Source organism: Streptomyces sp. CLV115, from assembly GCF_038448545.1.
Classification (GTDB): Bacteria; Actinomycetota; Actinomycetes; order Streptomycetales; family Streptomycetaceae; genus Streptomyces; species Streptomyces sanglieri.
On sequence record NZ_JBCEWQ010000014.1, the window covers coordinates 14,016 to 32,093 of the forward strand.

At 70.4% G+C, this 18,078-nt stretch carries 19 protein-coding genes; 8 read left to right on the forward strand and 11 right to left on the reverse strand.

Annotated features, from left to right (window positions below; all coding sequences use genetic code 11):
• Nucleotides 1–45: 45 nt before the first annotated feature.
• A complete protein-coding gene (gene serB, locus AADR41_RS07825) occupies nt 46–1,323 on the forward strand; it encodes a phosphoserine phosphatase SerB (protein ID WP_342280627.1) in 1,278 nt (425 codons plus the stop codon).
• 104 nt (nt 1,324–1,427) lie between these two features.
• On the opposite strand, the gene AADR41_RS07830 is transcribed toward serB, so the two are convergent.
• From AADR41_RS07830 to AADR41_RS07845, 4 genes are all read right to left on the reverse strand, one after another.
• On the reverse strand, nt 1,428–1,946 hold the full coding sequence (locus tag AADR41_RS07830; protein ID WP_342280628.1) for a SixA phosphatase family protein: 519 nt from the start codon (nt 1,944–1,946) through the stop codon (nt 1,428–1,430).
• Between the two features lie 74 nt (nt 1,947–2,020).
• Nucleotides 2,021–2,227, reverse strand: a complete 207-nt coding sequence (locus AADR41_RS07835; RefSeq protein WP_342280629.1) for a hypothetical protein — start codon at nt 2,225–2,227, stop codon at nt 2,021–2,023.
• Between the two features lie 231 nt (nt 2,228–2,458).
• The gene (locus tag AADR41_RS07840) at nt 2,459–2,569 is read right to left on the reverse strand and encodes an SGM_5486 family transporter-associated protein (protein WP_342280666.1); all 111 of its coding nucleotides are present in this window, start codon (nt 2,567–2,569) and stop codon (nt 2,459–2,461) included.
• A gap of 26 nt (nt 2,570–2,595) precedes the next feature.
• The gene (locus AADR41_RS07845) at nt 2,596–3,927 is read right to left on the reverse strand and encodes a CynX/NimT family MFS transporter (protein WP_342280630.1); all 1,332 of its coding nucleotides are present in this window, start codon (nt 3,925–3,927) and stop codon (nt 2,596–2,598) included.
• Between the two features lie 158 nt (nt 3,928–4,085).
• Here AADR41_RS07845 and AADR41_RS07850 point away from each other — a divergent pair, with 158 nt between their 5' ends.
• Entirely contained in the window at nt 4,086–4,760 is a 675-nt protein-coding gene (locus AADR41_RS07850; RefSeq protein WP_342280631.1) for a FadR/GntR family transcriptional regulator, read from the forward strand.
• A gap of 58 nt (nt 4,761–4,818) precedes the next feature.
• Here AADR41_RS07850 and AADR41_RS07855 read toward each other — a convergent pair whose 3' ends face one another.
• From AADR41_RS07855 to fabG, 3 genes are all read right to left on the reverse strand, one after another.
• The gene (locus tag AADR41_RS07855; protein ID WP_342280632.1) at nt 4,819–5,199 is read right to left on the reverse strand and encodes a hypothetical protein; all 381 of its coding nucleotides are present in this window, start codon (nt 5,197–5,199) and stop codon (nt 4,819–4,821) included.
• 167 nt (nt 5,200–5,366) lie between these two features.
• Nucleotides 5,367–6,134: an enoyl-ACP reductase FabI gene (fabI, locus tag AADR41_RS07860; RefSeq protein ID WP_342280633.1), complete on the reverse strand. Its 768-nt coding sequence runs from the start codon at nt 6,132–6,134 to the stop codon at nt 5,367–5,369.
• A 5-nt stretch (nt 6,135–6,139) separates the two neighbouring features.
• Complete coding sequence (fabG, locus tag AADR41_RS07865; RefSeq protein WP_342280634.1) at nt 6,140–6,859, reverse strand: 3-oxoacyl-[acyl-carrier-protein] reductase; 720 nt, start codon at nt 6,857–6,859, stop codon at nt 6,140–6,142.
• Nucleotides 6,860–7,091: 232 nt separating this feature from the next.
• On the opposite strand from fabG, the gene AADR41_RS07870 reads away from it, so the two are divergent.
• The 4 genes from AADR41_RS07870 to tyrS all read left to right on the forward strand — a co-directional run bounded on the left by AADR41_RS07870 (nt 7,092) and on the right by tyrS (nt 12,567).
• Nucleotides 7,092–8,618, forward strand: coding sequence for a TldD/PmbA family protein (locus AADR41_RS07870; protein ID WP_342280635.1), 1,527 nt, complete (start codon nt 7,092–7,094; stop codon nt 8,616–8,618).
• A 389-nt stretch (nt 8,619–9,007) separates the two neighbouring features.
• Nucleotides 9,008–9,769 (forward strand): hypothetical protein, encoded by a 762-nt coding sequence (locus tag AADR41_RS07875; RefSeq protein ID WP_342280636.1) that lies wholly within the window; start codon nt 9,008–9,010, stop codon nt 9,767–9,769.
• A 77-nt stretch (nt 9,770–9,846) separates the two neighbouring features.
• On the forward strand, nt 9,847–11,241 hold the full coding sequence (locus AADR41_RS07880) for a metallopeptidase TldD-related protein (RefSeq protein WP_342280637.1): 1,395 nt from the start codon (nt 9,847–9,849) through the stop codon (nt 11,239–11,241).
• Nucleotides 11,242–11,301: 60 nt separating this feature from the next.
• Nucleotides 11,302–12,567, forward strand: coding sequence for a tyrosine--tRNA ligase (gene tyrS / locus AADR41_RS07885; RefSeq protein WP_342280638.1), 1,266 nt, complete (start codon nt 11,302–11,304; stop codon nt 12,565–12,567).
• Between the two features lie 92 nt (nt 12,568–12,659).
• On the opposite strand, the gene AADR41_RS07890 is transcribed toward tyrS, so the two are convergent.
• Nucleotides 12,660–12,935, reverse strand: coding sequence for a GlsB/YeaQ/YmgE family stress response membrane protein (locus AADR41_RS07890; RefSeq protein WP_266916786.1), 276 nt, complete (start codon nt 12,933–12,935; stop codon nt 12,660–12,662).
• A 248-nt stretch (nt 12,936–13,183) separates the two neighbouring features.
• Here AADR41_RS07890 and AADR41_RS07895 point away from each other — a divergent pair, with 248 nt between their 5' ends.
• Both AADR41_RS07895 and AADR41_RS07900 read left to right on the forward strand, forming a co-directional pair.
• Nucleotides 13,184–13,549, forward strand: coding sequence for a DUF3099 domain-containing protein (locus AADR41_RS07895; RefSeq protein ID WP_342280639.1), 366 nt, complete (start codon nt 13,184–13,186; stop codon nt 13,547–13,549).
• A 256-nt stretch (nt 13,550–13,805) separates the two neighbouring features.
• Nucleotides 13,806–14,063, forward strand: a complete 258-nt coding sequence (locus AADR41_RS07900) for a hypothetical protein (protein ID WP_342280640.1) — start codon at nt 13,806–13,808, stop codon at nt 14,061–14,063.
• 591 nt (nt 14,064–14,654) lie between these two features.
• On the opposite strand, the gene moaA is transcribed toward AADR41_RS07900, so the two are convergent.
• From moaA to AADR41_RS07915, 3 genes are all read right to left on the reverse strand, one after another.
• Nucleotides 14,655–15,644 carry a GTP 3',8-cyclase MoaA gene (gene moaA, locus AADR41_RS07905; RefSeq protein WP_342280641.1) on the reverse strand — a complete coding sequence of 330 codons (990 nt, stop codon included), beginning with the start codon at nt 15,642–15,644 and terminating at the stop codon, nt 14,655–14,657.
• Between the two features lie 190 nt (nt 15,645–15,834).
• Entirely contained in the window at nt 15,835–17,478 is a 1,644-nt protein-coding gene (locus AADR41_RS07910) for a solute symporter family protein (protein WP_342280642.1), read from the reverse strand.
• Entirely contained in the window at nt 17,475–17,840 is a 366-nt protein-coding gene (locus AADR41_RS07915; RefSeq protein ID WP_342280643.1) for a DUF485 domain-containing protein, read from the reverse strand. Before AADR41_RS07915 ends, AADR41_RS07910 begins: the two co-directional genes overlap by 4 nt.
• Between the last annotated feature and the right edge of the window lie 238 nt (nt 17,841–18,078).

An 18,078-nucleotide genomic window follows, 5' to 3' on the forward strand; every position in this document is an offset into this window, starting at 1 on the left:
ACGGGCCGCCGGAGCGCCGGGGCGGACCGATACGGTGGAAGCACCATGAGCGCATCTCAGCCACCTCGGTCCTCCTCGTCTCCTGAGTCCCCTGAGTCCCGTTCCGAGCCCCCCGGGTCCTCTCGGGGCGCCGGCACCCCCACCCTTCTCGTGAAGATCTTCGGGAAGGACCGCCCCGGTATCACCGCCGGGCTCTTCGACACCCTCGCCGCCTACTCGGTCGACGTCGTCGACATCGAGCAGGTCGTCACCCGTGGCCGCATCGTCCTGTGCGCGCTGGTCACCGCCCCGACCGCGGGCGGCACCACCGAGGGCGATCTGCGGGCGACCGTGCACAGCTGGGCCGATTCGCTGAAGCTCCAGGCCGAGATCATCTCCGGTACCGGTGACAACCGGCCGCGTGGTGACGGGCGTTCCCATGTGACGGTGCTCGGGCACCCGCTGACCGCGGAGTCGACCGCCGCCATAGCGGCCACGATCACCTCCACCGGCGGCAACATCGACCGCATCTTCCGGCTCGCGAAGTATCCGGTCACGGCGGTCGAGTTCGCCGTGTCCGGCACCGCCACCGAGGAACTGCGCACCGCACTGGCGACGGAGTCCGCCGGCATCGGCGTCGATGTCGCGGTGGTGTCGGCCGGTCTGAGCCGCCGGGCACAGCGCCTGGTGGTCATGGACGTCGACTCGACACTCATCCAGGACGAGGTCATCGAGCTCTTCGCCGCCCACGCGGGCTGCGAGGACAAGGTCGCCGAGGTGACCGAGCAGGCGATGCGCGGCGAGCTCGATTTCGAGCAGTCGCTGCACGCGCGGGTGGCGCTGCTGGCCGGGCTCGACGTGTCGGTGGTGGACAAGGTGCGTGCCGAGGTGCGACTGACGCCGGGCGCGCGCACCCTGATCCGTACGCTGAAGCGGCTCGGCTATCAAGTCGGTGTGGTCTCGGGCGGGTTCACCCAGGTCACCGACGATCTGAAGGAACGGCTCGGGCTCGACTTCGCCTCTGCCAACACGCTGGAAGTGGTCGACGGAAAGCTCACCGGCCGGGTCGTCGGCGACATCGTCGACCGGGCCGGCAAGGCCCGGCTGCTGCGCAGCTTCGCCGAGCAGGCCGGGGTGCCGCTGGCGCAGACCGTCGCGATCGGTGACGGTGCCAACGACCTGGACATGCTGAACACCGCCGGGCTCGGGGTGGCCTTCAACGCCAAGCCGGTGGTCCGCGAGGCCGCGCACACCGCGGTGAACGTGCCGTTCCTGGACACCGTGCTGTATCTGCTCGGCATCACCCGCGAGGAGGTCGAGGCCGCCGACGGCCTCGTCGACTGACGCGTTCGCACAGCGTCGACCGACGCGACTCACGCGTTCGCACAGATGTGTCGCAGGCCCCCGGCGCTACTCGCGCCGGGGCCCTGCGACGTACGGGAACGAGGTCAGTCGTTGGGCGTCCAGTACTCGACCAGCTTGCCCACTCCGTGTTCCACGCCCTTCCAGGAGCCGGTGAACTCGACGACGGCGAACGCCGCGGTGGGGAAGCCGCCGCGGGTCATCCGGGACAGTGCGTCGCCCTCGGACGACTCCGAGAGGGCGTCGGCGACCGCGTGCATACCGGGGTTGTGGCCGATGACCAGGAGGTTGTGCACATCGTCGGGGGTCTCGTTGATCAGCGCGATCAGCTCACCGAGGGATGCCTCGTACAGCCGGTCCTCGTACACGGTCCTGGGGCGCTGCGGCATCTCGTGGACGGCCAGCTTCCACGTCTCGCGGGTCCGGGCCGCGGTGGAGCAGAGGGCCAGCTCGGGGGCGATCCCGGAGTCGACGAGTTTGCGGCCCGCGACGGGGGCATCCTTGCGGCCGCGCTCCGCGAGCGGTCGCTCGTGGTCGGAGTCCTGCGACCATTCCGCCTTTGCATGCCTGAGAAGGACGATCCTGCGAGGTGTATCGACGCTCATACACCTCAGCTTCGCATGAAATGTGCCGCCCGGCGCAGGGTGTTGGCGGGCTTCCGCGGGGTGCGCGGACGACGTCAGCCGGTCACCAGGGCCGTGATTCGCGCGAGCAACCGGCTGATCGCCGGGTCGGCGGTCGCGGCCTGCGCCTCGCCGGATCCCATGATCAGCAGCAGAAGTGCGGCGAACGCGATCGCGGGCAGCGCGATGGCCCACCAGGGCAGCCGGACCTCGACGCTTCCGGTGGCCGGGTGGGTGGTCGGGGTGTGCGTTCGGGCCGGCATGTCCGCCTCCGCGGGTCTTCGGTGCTGATACCGAAAACCTACGGACTCGGGGCGGCCTGCCCCATCCGGCGGTCCACCCACTTCACCCTGACCCTGGCCCCCTAGGGGACACGGGGGCCAGCCCCACCATCGGCGGCCGTACGGCCCGAAGGACGCGTACGGCCGGGGGTGCGCATGGCCGGTGGCCGTACTGCTCAAGGAGATGCGTACGGCTCATGGGGCACGTACGGCTCAGGGGGACGCGATCGAGGCGATCACTGCGACGATCACGGTGATCAGCAGCATCGCCCCGAGCACCATGAGGAACTTCTTCTGACCGTTCTGGGGATTCGGGTCGAGCACAGGAGACATGGGCTCAGTCTCGCACTTCAGCATTCGTCCTCGATGGTCCGGTCCCGCCCGGCGAGGATTCCGACCGCCATCTGCGGCACCATGAGGCCCGCCATCAGTGCGATCGGCAGTTCCCAGCCGCCGCTGTGCTGGTAGAGCACACCGATCAGCAGCGGTCCCGGGATCGAGATCAGATAGCCGACGGACTGCGCGAACGCGGACAGCCGGACCACTCCGGCCCCGCTGCGGGACCGCATGCCGATCATGGTCAGGGCGAGCGGGAAGGAGCAGTTCGAGATGCCCAGCAGCAGCGCCCAGGCCCAGGCGCCGCCGGCCGGTGCGAGGTAGAGGCCCGCGTAGCCGAGGAGGCCGCAGCTGCCGAGGAAGACGACGATCGCGCCCTGGTTCTTCATCCGGGTCGCGACCCGGGGGATGACGAAGGCGAGCGGCACGCCCATCGCCATGGTCACGGCGAGCAGCACACCCGCCGTGCCGGCCGAGACCCCGGCGTCGCGGAAGATCTGCGGCATCCATCCCATGGTGATGTACGCGGCGGTGGCCTGCAGCCCGAAGAAGCAGGCGAGGGCCCAGGCGGTACGGCTGCGGGTGATCCGCAGGGCGGGGGCGTCCGGCTGCTGGGCGGCCTGCTTCCCCGGGGCACCGCCGCGGTCCCGTACCAGCGGGATCCAGGGCAGGATCGCGGCGGCGGCGAGCACGGCCCAGACCCCGAGCCCGAGCCGCCAGCTGCCGCCCATCGCACTGGTCATGGGCACGGTCACGGCGGCGGCCAGCGAGGTGCCGAGGGCCAGGGCCATCGAGTAGAGCCCGGTCATGGAGCCGACCCGGTCCGGGAACCAGCGCTTGACGATCACCGGCATCAGGACGTTGCTGACGGCGATGCCCATGAGGGCGAGGGCGCTCGCGGCGAGGAAGCCGGCCGTCCCGCCGACGAGCGGCCGGATCACCAGACCGGCGGTGATGGCGGTCATGCCGGCGCAGACGACCGCGCCCGGGCCGAAGCGGCGGGCGAGGCGCGGCGCCATGATGCCGAAGACCGCGAAGCAGAGCGGCGGTACGGAGGTCAGGACACCGGCGACGCTGCCGCTCATGTGCAGCCCGTCGCGCACCTCTTCGAGGAGGGCGCCGAGGCTGGTGATGGCGGGGCGGAGGTTGAGCGCGGTGAGGACCAGCCCGACGACGACCAGCCGGAGCATCCAGGGGGCGGCCCCGTCGGCGGCCGGTGTTGTCCGGGAGGCCGGCGGGGTCCGCACGGCCGTGGCTGTCCGCGCGGCCGTGGATTTCGTGGGGTCGTCCACCGTGGTGGCGGGGGTCAAGGTCCGGGTCTGGGGCCGGGTCTCGTCGTCGGGCATGAGGCCCATCATAGAATCATGGGATGATTGATTGTCCAATCGTTCTGGAGCCACCCCGGTAACGGGCCGCTCTGAGACGATTCGCGGCAGGCGGAGCAACGTTCCCGCCGTCCCCGCAGCCCCCGTCCGCCACCCAAGCAACCCGACCAAGGAGCACCATGACGCTGACGTCTCCGCGGCGTTCGGCCCTCGCCGACCAGGTGATCGCCCAGTTGAGGAACCAGATCACCTCGGGCGAGTGGCCCGTGGGTTCGCGCATTCCCACCGAGCCCGAGCTGGTGGAGCAGCTGGGGGTGGCCCGCAACACCGTGCGCGAGGCCGTGCGCGCCCTCGCGCACAACGGCCTGCTCGACATCCGGCAGGGCTCGGGCACCTATGTCGTGGCCACCAGCGAGCTGGCCGGGGTGATGCACCGCCGTTTCGCCTCCGCCGATCCCCGCCATGTCGCCGAGCTGCGCTCCACCCTGGAGTCCTCGGCGGCGAGGCTGGCGGCCGCCCGGCGCACCGAGCGGGATCTCAAGCAGCTGGACGCGCTGATGGCGCGCCGGGAGGAGACCTGGGCCGAGGGTGACGCCGAGGCGTTCGTCGCGGCGGACGCGACGCTGCACCTGGCCGTGGTCGCCGCCTCGCACAACGACGTACTGACCGGTCTCTACGCCGACCTGGGCGATCTGCTGCGCGACTATCTCCGCGGCGACATCGGTCATGAGCTGCGGCCGGAGAACCACATGGACCACGGCAGGCTGGTCGAGGCGATCCGGGCGGGGGACGGGGAGGCGGCGGCGGCCGAGGCCGCGAGCCATGCGTTGAGCTGTCTGGTGGACCGGGTATAGGCCCCTCGTCCGGGTCATGCCGGGTTCGCGTGCCCCGGTGCCGGGCCGCTGCGAGGTCTCAGGCCGTCGACGGGTCACGCACCTGGTGCGTGACCCAGACGGCGCCGACTTCCTTCCAGCAGCGGTCGTCGATCCGTACGGTCCGGCCGGGGGCCACGTCGACCGGGGCGGCGTCGGCGTCTATGTCCCACCAGCGGCGGCACTCGGTGTGCAGCTGTACCCGGTCGGTGGAGGGGTACGGGTTGTGGCAGTACGTGACGACCCGGGAGCCCCGGACCGACGTACGGCATTCGGCTCCGGCGGGGTCGGGAGGAGCGGCGGGGGCGGACGCCCCGGCCCCCATCCGCCCCGCCACGGATATCCCCACCGGGGCGGCGAGTCCGGCGACGGCTATGGAGGCCGCCAGCAGGGCGCAGGTCCGGCGACGTGTGGCGCGCACGGCGACCTCCTCCCCGCAGCCTGACCCGAAGTCCGGTTCACCACATTCTGCGGTGGATCGACCATCTTTTCGACTTGAGCGGGCCGGAGCCGGGCCCGGACGCACCGGAGCCGCGCACCACCTGCTCGGAGGTGGTACGCGGCCCGGTCCGTGCCTGTCCCGCGGGGTCAGGCACCCATCATGTGCACGCCACCGTCGACGTGGATGATCTCGCCCGTGGTCTTCGGGAAGAAGTCCGAGAGCAGCGCGACGATGCCGCGGCCGGCCGGCTCCGGGTCCGTCATGTCCCAGGAGAGCGGGGAGCGGGTGTTCCACACGTCCGCGAGCTCGGTGAAGCCGGGGATGGACTTCGCGGCCATGGACTTGAGCGGTCCGGCCGAGACCAGGTTGCAGCGGATGTCGTCCTTGCCCAGGTCACGGGCGAGGTAGCGGGAGGTGGCCTCCAGCGCGGCCTTGGCCGGGCCCATCCAGTCGTACTGCGGCCAGGCGAACTGCGCGTCGAAGGTGAGGCCGACGATCGAGCCGCCGTCGTTCATCAGCGGCTTGCAGGCCATGGCGAGCGACTTCAGCGAGAACGCCGAGACGTGCATCGCGGTGGCGACGGACTCGAACGGGGTGTTGAGGAAGTTGCCGCCGAGCGCGTCCTGCGGCGCGAAGCCGATGGAGTGGACGACGCCGTCGAGCGAACCGAGCTCGTCCCGGACCAGGCCCTCCAGCCGGTCCAGGTGCTCGGTGTTGGTCACGTCCAGCTCGATGACCTTGGCCGGCTTCGGCAGCTTCCTGGCGATGCGCTCCGTGAGCGTGGGGCGGGGGAAGGCGGTCAGGATGACTTCGGCACCCTGCTCCTGGGCCACCTTGGCGGCGTGGAAAGCGATGGACGACTCCATCAGCACACCCGTGATGAGGATGCGCTTGCCGTCGAGAATTCCGCTCATGGTGATCAGTGACCCATGCCCAATCCGCCGTCAACGGGGATGACGGCTCCAGTGATGTACGACGCGTCGTCGGAGGCGAGGAAGCGCACCGCGGCGGCGATCTCCTCGGGCTGCGCGTAGCGGCCGAGCGGCACCTGGGACACGATGCCCTTGCGCTGCTCCTCGGTGAGCACCTGCGTCATGTCGGTGTCGACGAAACCGGGCGCGACGACGTTGAAAGTGATGTTCCGCGAACCGAGTTCACGGGCCAGCGACCGGGCGAAGCCGACCAGACCCGCCTTGGACGCGGCGTAGTTCGCCTGCCCGGCCGAGCCGAGCAGTCCGACGACGGAGGAGATGAGGACGACGCGGCCCTTCTTGGCGCGCAGCATGCCGCGGTTGGCGCGCTTGACGACCCGGAAGGTGCCGGTGAGGTTGGTGTCGACGACAGACGTGAAGTCGTCCTCGGACATCCGCATCAGCAACTGGTCCTTGGTGATACCGGCGTTGGCGACCAGCACCTCGACGGGACCGTGCTTCTCCTCGATCTCCTTGTAGGCCTGCTCCACCTGTTCGGCGTCCGTGATGTCGCAACGGACCGCCAGGCAGCCCGCCTCGATGAGTTCCCGGGGCGGCTCGCCGGAGCGGTGGGTGATCGCGACCTTGTCGCCGTTGTCGGCGAAAGCGCGGGCGATGGCGAGGCCGATGCCCCGGTTTCCTCCGGTGACGAGAACCGAGCGGCTCAACGGATCACCCTTTCCCTAGCGGTCTGGTACATCGAAAACCTATCGGTACCCGGTGCTCCACGAGGAATCGGCCCCTGACAGCGCCTCCCCCCGGGCACTGTGGGGTTCCTACAGAGGGACGCCGGCCGGGCCGCGCCGTGTCCGGACCGGCGGCGGACGGCCTCCGGGATCCCCGGTGGGGGCACCGTCCGGCGTGATTCACTTCCGTGGTGCATCGAGAAGGGAATTTCCTGTGCCCCACGAGGTAGATCAGTCATTCCTGGCCCTGCCGCTGCGGGCCCTCGCCGACGCGGCGCTCGCCCGCGCGCGTGCGCTGGGTGCCGCGCACGCGGATTTCCGTCTGGAGCGGGTGCGCAGCGCGTCCTGGCGGCTGCGCGACGCCCGGCCTTCCGGGTCCTCGGACACCACCGATCTGGGCTACGCGGTGCGGGTGGTGCACGGCGGGGCGTGGGGGTTCGCGTCCGGCGTGGACCTGACGATGGACGCCGCGGCGAAGGTGGCCTCGCAGGCCGTCGCCATGGCGAAGCTGTCGGCGAAGGTGATCGCGGCGGCCGGCTCGGACGAGAGGGTCGAGCTGGCGGACGAGCCGGTGCACGGCGAGCGGACCTGGGTCTCGGCGTACGGCATCGACCCCTTCGACGTACCGGCCGAGGAGAAGGCGGGGCTGCTCGCCGAGTGGAGCGGTCGGCTGCTGGGCGCCGAGGGCGTCGCGCATGTGGACGCCTCGCTGATGACCGTCCACGAGAACAAGTTCTACGCGGACACGGCGGGCACCGTCACCACCCAGCAGCGGGTGCGGCTGCATCCGCAGCTCACCGCGGTGGCCGTGGACGGGACGACCGGTGAGTTCGACTCGATGCGGACGACCGCCCCGCCGGTGGGCCGCGGCTGGGAGTACCTGACCGGGACCGGCTGGGACTGGGACGACGAACTGGCCCGGATCCCCGGGCTGCTGGCCGAGAAGATGCGGGCGCCGAGCGTCGAGGCGGGCACGTACGACCTGGTCGTCGACCCGTCCAACCTCTGGCTGACCATCCACGAGTCGATCGGGCACGCCACCGAGCTGGACCGGGCGCTGGGCTACGAGGCGGCGTACGCCGGGACCTCGTTCGCCACCTTCGACCAGTTGGGGAAGCTGACGTACGGCTCCCCCGTGATGAACGTGACCGGTGACCGCACGGCCGAGCACGGGCTCGCGACCATCGGGTACGACGACGAGGGCGTCGAGGCGCAGTCCTGGGACCTGGTCAAGGACGGGACGCTGGTCGGGTACCAGCTGGACCGGCGGATGGCGAAGCTGACCGGGCTGGGCCGTTCCAACGGCTGCGCGTTCGCGGACTCGCCCGGCCATGTCCCCGTCCAGCGGATGGCCAATGTGTCACTGCGGCCGGACCCGGGCGGGCTGTCCACGGAGGACCTGATCGGCGGGGTGGAGCGCGGGATCTACGTGGTCGGCGACCGGTCCTGGTCGATCGACATGCAGCGCTACAACTTCCAGTTCACCGGTCAGCGTGCGTACCGGATCCGCAACGGCCGCCTCGCGGAGCAGGTCCGCGACTTCGCGTACCAGGGGGTCACACCCGAGTTCTGGGGGTCCATGGAGGCCGTGGGCGGACCCTCCACGTACGTGCTGGGAGGGGCCTTCAACTGCGGCAAGGCCCAGCCGGGGCAGATCGCCGCCGTCTCCCACGGATGCCCCACGGCACTGTTCCGGGGCGTGAACATCCTGAACACGACGAACGAGTCGGGGCGCGACTGACGACGCGCCCGCCGGGTCCGGGAGCTGCCGACCGGTTCGTGGGGGGCCCGCGGGCCCCGCACGACCGCTCCCCCGCGGCCGCTCGCCGCAGCCTCGGAAACACCGGGTTGCGGCGGCGTATCACGGCGTATCGTCGGGGACGAAAATTTCCGTGGTGACTGTTCGGGGGACGTCGATGAGTGGTGGACCGGGTCCATGGGGACCGTACGGCGGTGGACCGCAGCCAGGGGGAGGACAGCCCGGGTGGCCGCCCCGGCCGCAGGGCCCGGGAGTGCCGCCGCAGGGCCGGCCGCCGAACGGGGGGCCGCAGCCGGGGTGGGCCCCTGCCCGGCCCGGGTCCGCAACCGGGGTGGGGTCCGCAGCCCGGACCGTCGCGGCCGCCGTCGCGGATGCGGCGGGCGTTCCGGCTGCTCAACCCGATCGCGGCCGGGCGCCAGGTGTGCAAGCCGTCGCGGCCGGACCGGGTGGACGATCCGGCGGTGAAGCGGATCCAGGTCCTGCGCATGGTGGTCGGTCTCGCCGCGATGGTGTGGATCCTGGTGTCGTACCGGATCACCTCGGACGCCAAGTCCCTGGCCTATCAGCGGTTCGACCAGATCCTGACGTCCGCGACCCTGCTGGCGGCCACGTTGCCGGTCGCCGTCGGCGCGTTCGTCCTCGCGAGCCGCTCGCACACCCGGCGCCTGTATCTGCGACGGGCGCTGAAGCCGCTCGGGGCGCTGCTGGCGCTGGCCGGCACGATTCTGTACTTCGTGCTGATCACCTCCGGCGCGCTGACCGGCGGCCCCTTCGGGCAGATGCCCGAGAAGCCGTCCACGGCCGACTACATGCACCTCATGTACGAATTCTTCCTCATCCTCGTGATGCTGTGGGCGTTCGTGTTCGTGGTCTACGGTGCCGGCCTGGCGCTGGTGCACGTGTTCCGCACCGCGGACATCCACGAGGTGCTGCCCCCGGTCATCGCGATCGTGCTGGTCTGGGAGCTCGCGGTCGCGGACCTGTTCTCGAACACCTTCGACGGTGTTCCCGCACTGGTGCGGGGCGCGGCGGTCTTCGGCGGTCCGCTGTCGGTCACCGCGGTGAGCCTCTGGGAACTGCGGCGCCTCAGGACCCGGCACGGGCTCACCCTGCGTCGGGCGCTGGGCCGCTGACCCGGTCGACAACCGGGTGGCGGGGCCGGACCGCTGGATAGTGTGTGTGATCTCAATACGACGCAGGAGGCCGGACGATGAGCCGCGACAGCAAGCCGCACGAGATCGTCGAGCGGGCGCTCGAACTGTCCACCGCCGACGGCTGTGTGGTCATCGCCGACGAGGAGTCGTCCGCGAACCTGCGCTGGGCCGGCAACGCGCTCACCACGAACGGGGTGACGCGGGGGCGGACCCTGACCGTCATCGCGACCGTCGACGGGGCACAGGGCACCGCGTCCGGTGTGGTGTCCCGGTCCGCGGTCACCGCCGACGACCTGGAGCCGCTGGTGCGGGCCGCCGAGGCCGCCGCGCGGGGAGCCGGTCCGGCGGAGGACGCGCAGCCCCTGGTCACCGGGGTGCCCGCGTCTCCGGACTTCACGGACGCACCGGCCGAGACGGACTCGGACGTCTTCGCGGAGTTCGCCCCGGCGCTCGGCGACGCCTTCGCCCGCGCGCGCTCCGGCGGCCGTGAGCTGTACGGCTTCGCCCACCACGAGCTGACCTCGACGTACCTCGGTACGTCGACGGGGCTGCGGCTGCGCCACGACCAGCCGACCGGGAAGCTGGAGCTCAACGCGAAGTCCCCCGACCGCACCCGTTCGTCCTGGGCGGGCCGCTCGACGCGCGACTTCAAGGACGTCGACCCGGCCGGGCTGGACGCCGAACTGGCGCAGCGGCTGCGCTGGGCCGAGCGCCGCATCGCGCTGCCCGCCGGGCGGTACGAGACACTGCTGCCGCCTTCCTCCGTCGCCGACCTGCTGATCTACCAGCTGTGGTCGTCGGCCGCGCGGGACGCCGCGGAGGGCCGGACGGTGTTCTCCGCGCCGGGTGGCGGGACCAGGCTCGGCGAGACGCTCTCCGGACTGCCGCTGACGCTGAGCAGCGATCCGTACGCGTCCGGCCTGGAGGCCGCGCCGTTCGTGATCGCCCACGCGTCCGGGGACAGCTCCTCGGTCTTCGACAACGGACTGCCGCTGGCCCGGACCGACTGGATCCGGGACGGCCGGCTGGAGCATCTGACGACCACCCGGCACACGGCGGGGCTGACCGGGCAGCCGGTCGCACCGGCCGTCGACAACCTGGTGCTGGAGGCCGGCGGTGAGCGGTCCCTGGACGAGATGGTGGCCGCGACGACCGGGCGCGGGCTGCTGCTGACCTGCATGTGGTACATCCGGGAGGTCGACCCGGCGACGCTGCTGCTGACCGGGCTGACCCGCGACGGGGTGTATCTCGTCGAGGACGGCGAGGTCGTCGGCGAGGTGAACAACTTCCGGTTCAACGAGTCGCCGGTGGACCTGCTGTCACGGGCCACGGAGGCGGGCCGTACGGAGAAGACGCTGCCACGCGAGTGGAGCGACTGGTTCACCCGGGCCGCGATGCCCGCGCTGCGCGTCCCGGACTTCAACATGAGCTCGGTGAGCCCGGGCGTCTGACCCGCCTAGACTGGGCGGGAAAACTTCTTTCCCCCATTCATCATGAGGAGCACCGGAACCGTGACGGACATCGTCGACGAGCTGAAGTGGCGCGGGCTGTTCGCCCAGTCCACTGACGAGGACGCACTGCGCAAGGCTCTCGCGGACGGTCCCGTCACCTTCTATTGCGGCTACGACCCCACCGCGGCCAGTCTGCACGTCGGCCATCTGGTGCAGGTGCTCACCATGCGCCGGCTCCAGCAGGCCGGTCTGCGGCCGCTCGCCCTGGTGGGCGGGGCCACCGGTCAGATCGGGGATCCGCGGCCGACCGCGGAGCGCACGCTGAACGATCCGGAGACGATCGCCGGCTGGGTGACGCGGCTGCGGTCCCAGATCGAGCCGTTCCTGTCCTTCGAGGGCGAGAACGCGGCGGTCATGGTGAACAACCTGGACTGGACCTCGGGCATGTCCGCGATCGAGTTCCTCCGGGACATCGGCAAGCACTTCCGGGTCAACAAGATGCTGACCAAGGAGTCCATCGCCCGGCGGCTGGAGTCCGACGAGGGCATCAGCTACACGGAGTTCAGCTACCAGCTGCTCCAGAGCATGGACTTCCTGGAGCTGTACCGGCGCTACGGCTGCACCCTCCAGCAGGGCGGCAGCGACCAGTGGGGCAACCTCACCGCGGGTCTCGACCTGATCCACCGTCTGGAGCCGGGCGCCGAGGTGCACGCGCTGGCGACGCCGCTGATGACGAAGGCGGACGGGACCAAGTTCGGCAAGTCCGAGAGCGGGGCCGTCTGGCTGGACCCGACGATGACGACGCCGTACGCGTTCTACCAGTTCTGGCTGAACGTGGACGACCGGGACATCTCGCGGTACATGCGCGTCCTCAGCTTCCTCAGCCCCGCGGAGCTGGAGGAGCTGGAGAAGGTCACCGAGGAGCGTCCGCAGGCCCGGACGGCGCAGCGCGCGCTGGCCGAGGAGCTGACGACGCTGGTGCACGGTGCGGATCAGTGCGCCGCGGTCATCGCCGCGTCGAAGGCGCTCTTCGGTCAGGGTGAGCTCGGCGAGCTGGACGAGGCGACGCTGAGCGCCGCTCTGTCCGAGGTGCCGCACGCGCGGGTCACCGAGCTGGGCCCGCTGGTGGACCTCCTGGTGGAGGTCGGCCTGGCGCCGAGCAAGTCGGGCGCCCGCCGCACGGTGAAGGAGGGCGGTGCGTACGTGAACAACGTCAAGGTCACGGACGGTGAGAGCGCACCGGCCCGCGAGGAACTGCTGCACGGGCGCTGGCTGGTGCTGCGCCGGGGCAAGAAGAACCTCGCGGCCGTCGAGGTCACCGGCTGATCCCGGACCGCGTCGACACTGCGGCCGGACACGCGTGACGCGTGTCCGGCCGCAGTTCTCCGTGTGCCCGGTGTTTCAGGTCTCCCGGTGCTTCACGTCTTCTGTCTGGTGCCGCGGATCGAGGCCCACAGCATGTCGCCGACGCCGACGACCACCACCGCGCCGATCAGCTGGAGCAGATGGCGGATCCAGTCGATGCCCTTGGTGTCGTTGACTCCGATCCAGGTGGCGACGGCGTTGCCGAGGACGCTGCCGATGATGCCGAAAATGATCGTCAGCCAGAGTGGGATGTTCTGTTTGCCGGGCAGGATCGCCTTCGCGATCAGACCGAGCACCAGGCCCACGATGATTGCCCACAACCAGCCCATGTCGCCTCCTCGTGCGACGCGATGTCGCGCATGTGCGCCCAGTCTCGGCCCGGGAGCCGTGCCCCGCATGCCGGAGGGGCCGTACGTGGGGCGCGGATACCGATATGTACGAACACAGTGCGCCCCGGTCTCGAAGCCCCGGGCCGCCGGGCGTACCGTGGTTCGCGGTCCGGTCCGGGGAGCGTCCGGTGCGGGAACGATGTGTCCCCCGGCCCGCGAGGCACCGGGGGAAGGGTGATGGAGACGTGATGCGGAAGCAGAGCGACGGTGAGGTCTTCCGGATCACGGGGGCCCGGCAGGGGCTCGCGGACGATGTACGCGGCAGACAGCGGCGCTATGTGATCTCGATGTCCGTGCGGACGGTCGCGGTGATCCTGGCCGCGGTGCTGTGGAACGTGGAGCGGTACGTCGCGATCGTGGCGCTCGCGCTCGGGGTGCTGCTTCCGTACGTGGCGGTGGTCATCGCCAACGCGGGCCGGGAGAACACCCCTTCGCTGCCCTCCACCTTCGTACCGGCGCCGATGCGGCCGGTGCTCGACGCGGCGCCGGTGGCCGGTGCCGCGGACCCGGGTCCGGAGGGCGACGGGGTGCGGCGCGGCGGGGAATCGGCCTGAACCCGGTCGGGTGCGCACTACACCGTAGGCTCAAGAAAACCTCAGATCAATCATGAAGTTACGGTGCACTGGACCCCGGTCTGCGTGACATACTTCGTAGGCGCTCCGCATCCCCCGTCGGAGCGACGGACCGACGCCGGGCAGCTCCCCCCGTGGCTGCTCGGCGTCGTTTTTTCTCCGCCCGGGAGTGCCCGGGCCGTCCGGTGAGCCCGGCCGGGCCGAGGGCCCGTATCCGCGCTGACCTAGGGTTGAGTCCGTGAACTCCCCTGAAACCGCGGCCGGGAACGCCGCCGCCGCACCGATCTGTTCCGCCAAGGGCTGCCGGGCCGACGCCGTGTGGGTGCTCGCCTGGAACAACCCGAAGCTGCACACCCCGGAGCGCCGCAAGACCTGGCTGGCCTGTGAGGAACACCGGGAGCACCTCTCCTCGTTCCTGGACGTCAGGAGTTTCCTCAAGGAAGTCGTGACCCTGACGGAGTGGGAGTCCCGCGGACCGGGACCGGACGCGCCCTAGGGCCCCAAGCTCAAGAAAAGCTCAGATCAATCGTGAGGTTGCGGTGCAACCCTCCCCGTTGCTCGTGACAGACTTCGTACGCGCTCCGCGTCGTTCCTCGGGGCAGGCTCGCTGACGGACGGGCCGTCAGCGGGGCTGCTGGACGAACGAGGAGGAGCTGTGAGTGATCAATGCGATGTGAAGCCTCGCCGGCGAAGGTGGACCGATGCCGAGAGGTGGCAGGTCTGTCTGGCGATGGCAGGGCTGTTCGTGGCGATCATTGCCGCTGTGGGGCAGTTCATGCAGTAGCGGTCCCCACACACGAGACGGTCGCGACCGGAGCTGCATACGCAGAAGCCCGGTCGACAGTTGGGCGACCGGGCTTGTGAACTGCGCCGGAGGGTCTGGCTCGGGGTGCATCCCGGGCCGGGCCCTTCGTGCCGCTCGGCACCGGGTGAAAGCCGACACCCGGTGATTCGGCACGGAGAAATATATCGCAGACCTGAGCCGTGTCCGTGGAGTCCCGCCTGGATCGCGACGCTCTTTGGGCGTACGACGGAGCTTCACGGACGCTGCCTGAGGGCTGTCCCGCAATTCCTGGCGGGACAGCCCTTAGCCGCCGATCGCCGACATCGGCCGGTCCGGTTGCAGGAAGGACGGATCGTCCAGGCCGGATCCGGCCTTCTTCCCCCACATCGCGAGCGTCCAGATCCGGGCGATCTCCTCGTCCGGCGCGTCCGAACGCAGGGCGCCGCGCAGGTCGGTCTCCTCGCGGGCGAAGAGGCAGGTGCGCACCTGGCCGTCGGCGGTGAGCCTGGTGCGGTCGCAGGCCCGGCAGAAGGGCCGGGTGACGGAGGCGATGACGCCGACCCGGTGGGGGCCGCCGTCGACGAGCCAGCGCTCGGCGGGGGCGGAACCGCGCTCCCCGGCGCCCTCCTCGGTGAGGGTGAAGCGGGTGCGCAGCGAGCGGAGTATGTCGCCTGCCGTGATCATGCCGTCGCGCTTCCAGCCGTGCTGGGCGTCGAGCGGCATCTGCTCGATGAAGCGGAGCTCGTACCCGTGCTCGACGGCCCAGGCGAGCAGCTCGGGGGCCTCGTCGTCGTTGAGCCCCGGCATCAGGACGGTGTTGACCTTGACGGGGGCGAGTCCGGCTTCGCGGGCGGCTTCGAGGCCGGCCAGCACGTCGTGATGGCGGTCGCGGCGGGTGAGGGTCTTGAAGACGTCGGGGCGCAGGGTGTCCAGCGAGACGTTGACCCGGTCGAGCCCGGCGGCCTTGAGGGCGGCGGCGGTGCGCCCCAGGCCGATGCCGTTGGTGGTGAGCGACATCCGGGGGCGCGCGGCGAGGGCGGCGCACCTCTCGACGATGGAGACGAGCCCGGGGCGCAGCAGCGGTTCGCCGCCGGTGAAGCGGACCTCCGTGATGCCGAGCCGGGTGACGGCGATGCCGATCAGCCGGACGATCTCGTCGTCGGTGAGCAGGTCGGGCTTGGCCAGCCATTGCAGGCCCTCTTCCGGCATGCAGTACGTGCACCGCAGATTGCACCGGTCGGTCAGCGAGACGCGCAGGTCGGTGGCTACCCGGTCGTAGGTGTCGATGAGCATGTGGGCCCCCTCCCCCGATTGCTTCCCGGTGCCGATTGCGCTCTGTGTCCGGCCCTTCCGGCTGACTCCTTCGAGACTACGCGAGAGCGGTGACATCGGCGGGGCCCGTTTGGCACGAGGTGGGGCGCGGCCGTGTCGTAGGGTCCTACGACACGGCCCCGGAGCGGGAGGGCGCCCGGGCGCCGCTCGCTCAGTGCGCTCCGACGCCGGTGAGGGACTTGACCTCCAGCTCGGCGTACTTGCCCTTGTCCGGCTCCTCCTTCGAGAGGAGGGAGCCGATCCAGCCGAGCAGGAAGCCCAGCGGGATCGAGATCAGGCCGGGGTTCTCCAGCGGGAACCAGGCGAAGTCGACGCCCTTGAACATCGACGTCTTCGGGTTGCCGGAGACGACCGGCGAGAACAGCACCAGGATCACCGAGCTCGCCAGACCGCCGTAGATCGACCAGAGGGCGCCCTGGGTGGTGAACCGCTTCCAGAAGAGGCTGTAGAGGATGGTCGGCAGGTTGGCGGAGGCGGCGACGGCGAACGCCAGTGCCACCAGTCCGGCGACGTTCATGTCGCGGGCGAAGGCGCCCAGCACGATCGCGACCGCGCCGATGAGGACGGTGGCCCAGCGGGCCGCCCGCATCTCCTCCTTCTCGGTGGCCTTTCCCCTGCGGATGACGTTGGCGTAGATGTCGTGTGCGAAGGAGGACGAGGAGGCGAGGGTGAGTCCCGCGACGACGGCGAGGATGGTGGCGAAGGCGACGGCCGAGATCACGGCGAGGAGCACGGCGCCGCCGGTGGTGCCCACCCCGCCGAGGTATTCGGCGAGCTGCGGGGCGGCCGCGTTGCCGGCCGGGTTCTTCGCCTTGATCTCGTCGGGGCCGATGAGGGCCGCGGCGCCGAAGCCGAGGGCGATCGTCATCAGGTAGAAGGCGCCGATGATGCCGATGGCCCAGTTGACCGACTTGCGGGCGGCCTTGGCGGTCGGGACCGTGTAGAAGCGGATCAGGATGTGCGGCAGGCCGGCGGTGCCGAGGACCAGGGCGATGCCGAGCGAGAGGAAGTCCAGCTTCGAGGTGCCGGTGGCACCGTACTTGAGGCCGGGCTCCAGGAACGCCGCTCCGTGGCCGCTCTTCTCGGCGGCCGTGCCCAGCAGGTCGGAGATGTTGAAGTCGAACTTCAGCAGCACCAGGAAGGTCATCAGCAGGGCACCGGCGATGAGCAGCACGGCCTTGACCATCTGCACCCAGGTGGTGCCCTTCATGCCGCCGATGGTGACGTACACGATCATCAGTACGCCGACGAGGGCGACGATGAGGATCTTGCCCGCGTCGCTGGTGATGCCGAGCAGCAGGGAGACCAGGACGCCCGCGCCCGCCATCTGGGCCAGCAGGTAGAAGATCGAGACGACGATGGTGGAGACGCCGGAGGCGGTACGGACCGGGCGCTGGCGCATCCGGTAGGCGAGGACGTCACCCATGGTGTAGCGGCCCGAGTTGCGCAGGGGTTCGGCGACCAGCAGCAGGGCGACGAGCCAGGCGACGAGGAAGCCGATGGAGTAGAGGAAGCCGTCGTAGCCGAAGAGGGCGATGGCCCCGGCGATGCCGAGGAAGGACGCGGCGGACATGTAGTCGCCGGAGACCGCGAGTCCGTTCTGGAAGGCGGTGAACTGGCGGCCGCCCGCGTAGAAGTCGGACGCGCTCCTGGTCTGCCGGCCGGCCCAGACGGTGATGCCCAGGGTCGCGGCGACGAACACGGCGAAGAGCGTGATGATCAGCGGCCGGTGCTCGGTGGTCGAGGAGCCGGCGGCCAGCTGGACGGCGGTGTGCGAGTGGTACGCGGCGCTCATGCGTCGGCCTCCATGCGGGACTTGATGGCCTCGGCCTTCGGGTCGAGCTTCGCGGCGGCGTGCCGGGAGTAGAACCAGGCGATGAGGAAGGTGGTGACGAACTGGGCGAGGCCGAACACGAAGGCCACGTTGATGTTGCTGTACACCTTGGTACCCATGAAGCCGCCCGCGTAGTTGGACAGCAGCACGTAGAGCAGGTACCAGAGGACGAACGCGATGGTCAGCGGAAAGGCGAACGAGCGGTACGAACGGCGCAGTTCACCGAACTCCCCGCTCTCCTGCATCTCGACGAAGTCCTCGGTGGTGGGCCGGTCAGGGCGGGTGTCCGTACTGGCCTCGGGCGGGGGTGCATCGGTAGCCACGGAATCTCCTCGCGACGCGGGTGCGGTGGTGTCGGTGACGGTGGATCTCACTGGGAACGCGGGGTGTCGGGGGCGTCGGTGCACCTCCCCCGACAACGGCACGGAGGGCACGGCGAAGCGGTTCATGGCGGATCCGTACTTCTCCCGGGCGCCGTTTCACGTCCGTCCGCCGGAACCGGTCCCGCGAACTCATTGAACAGCGGGGATGATCAGCGATAACTTCCTGGTCATGTACGCG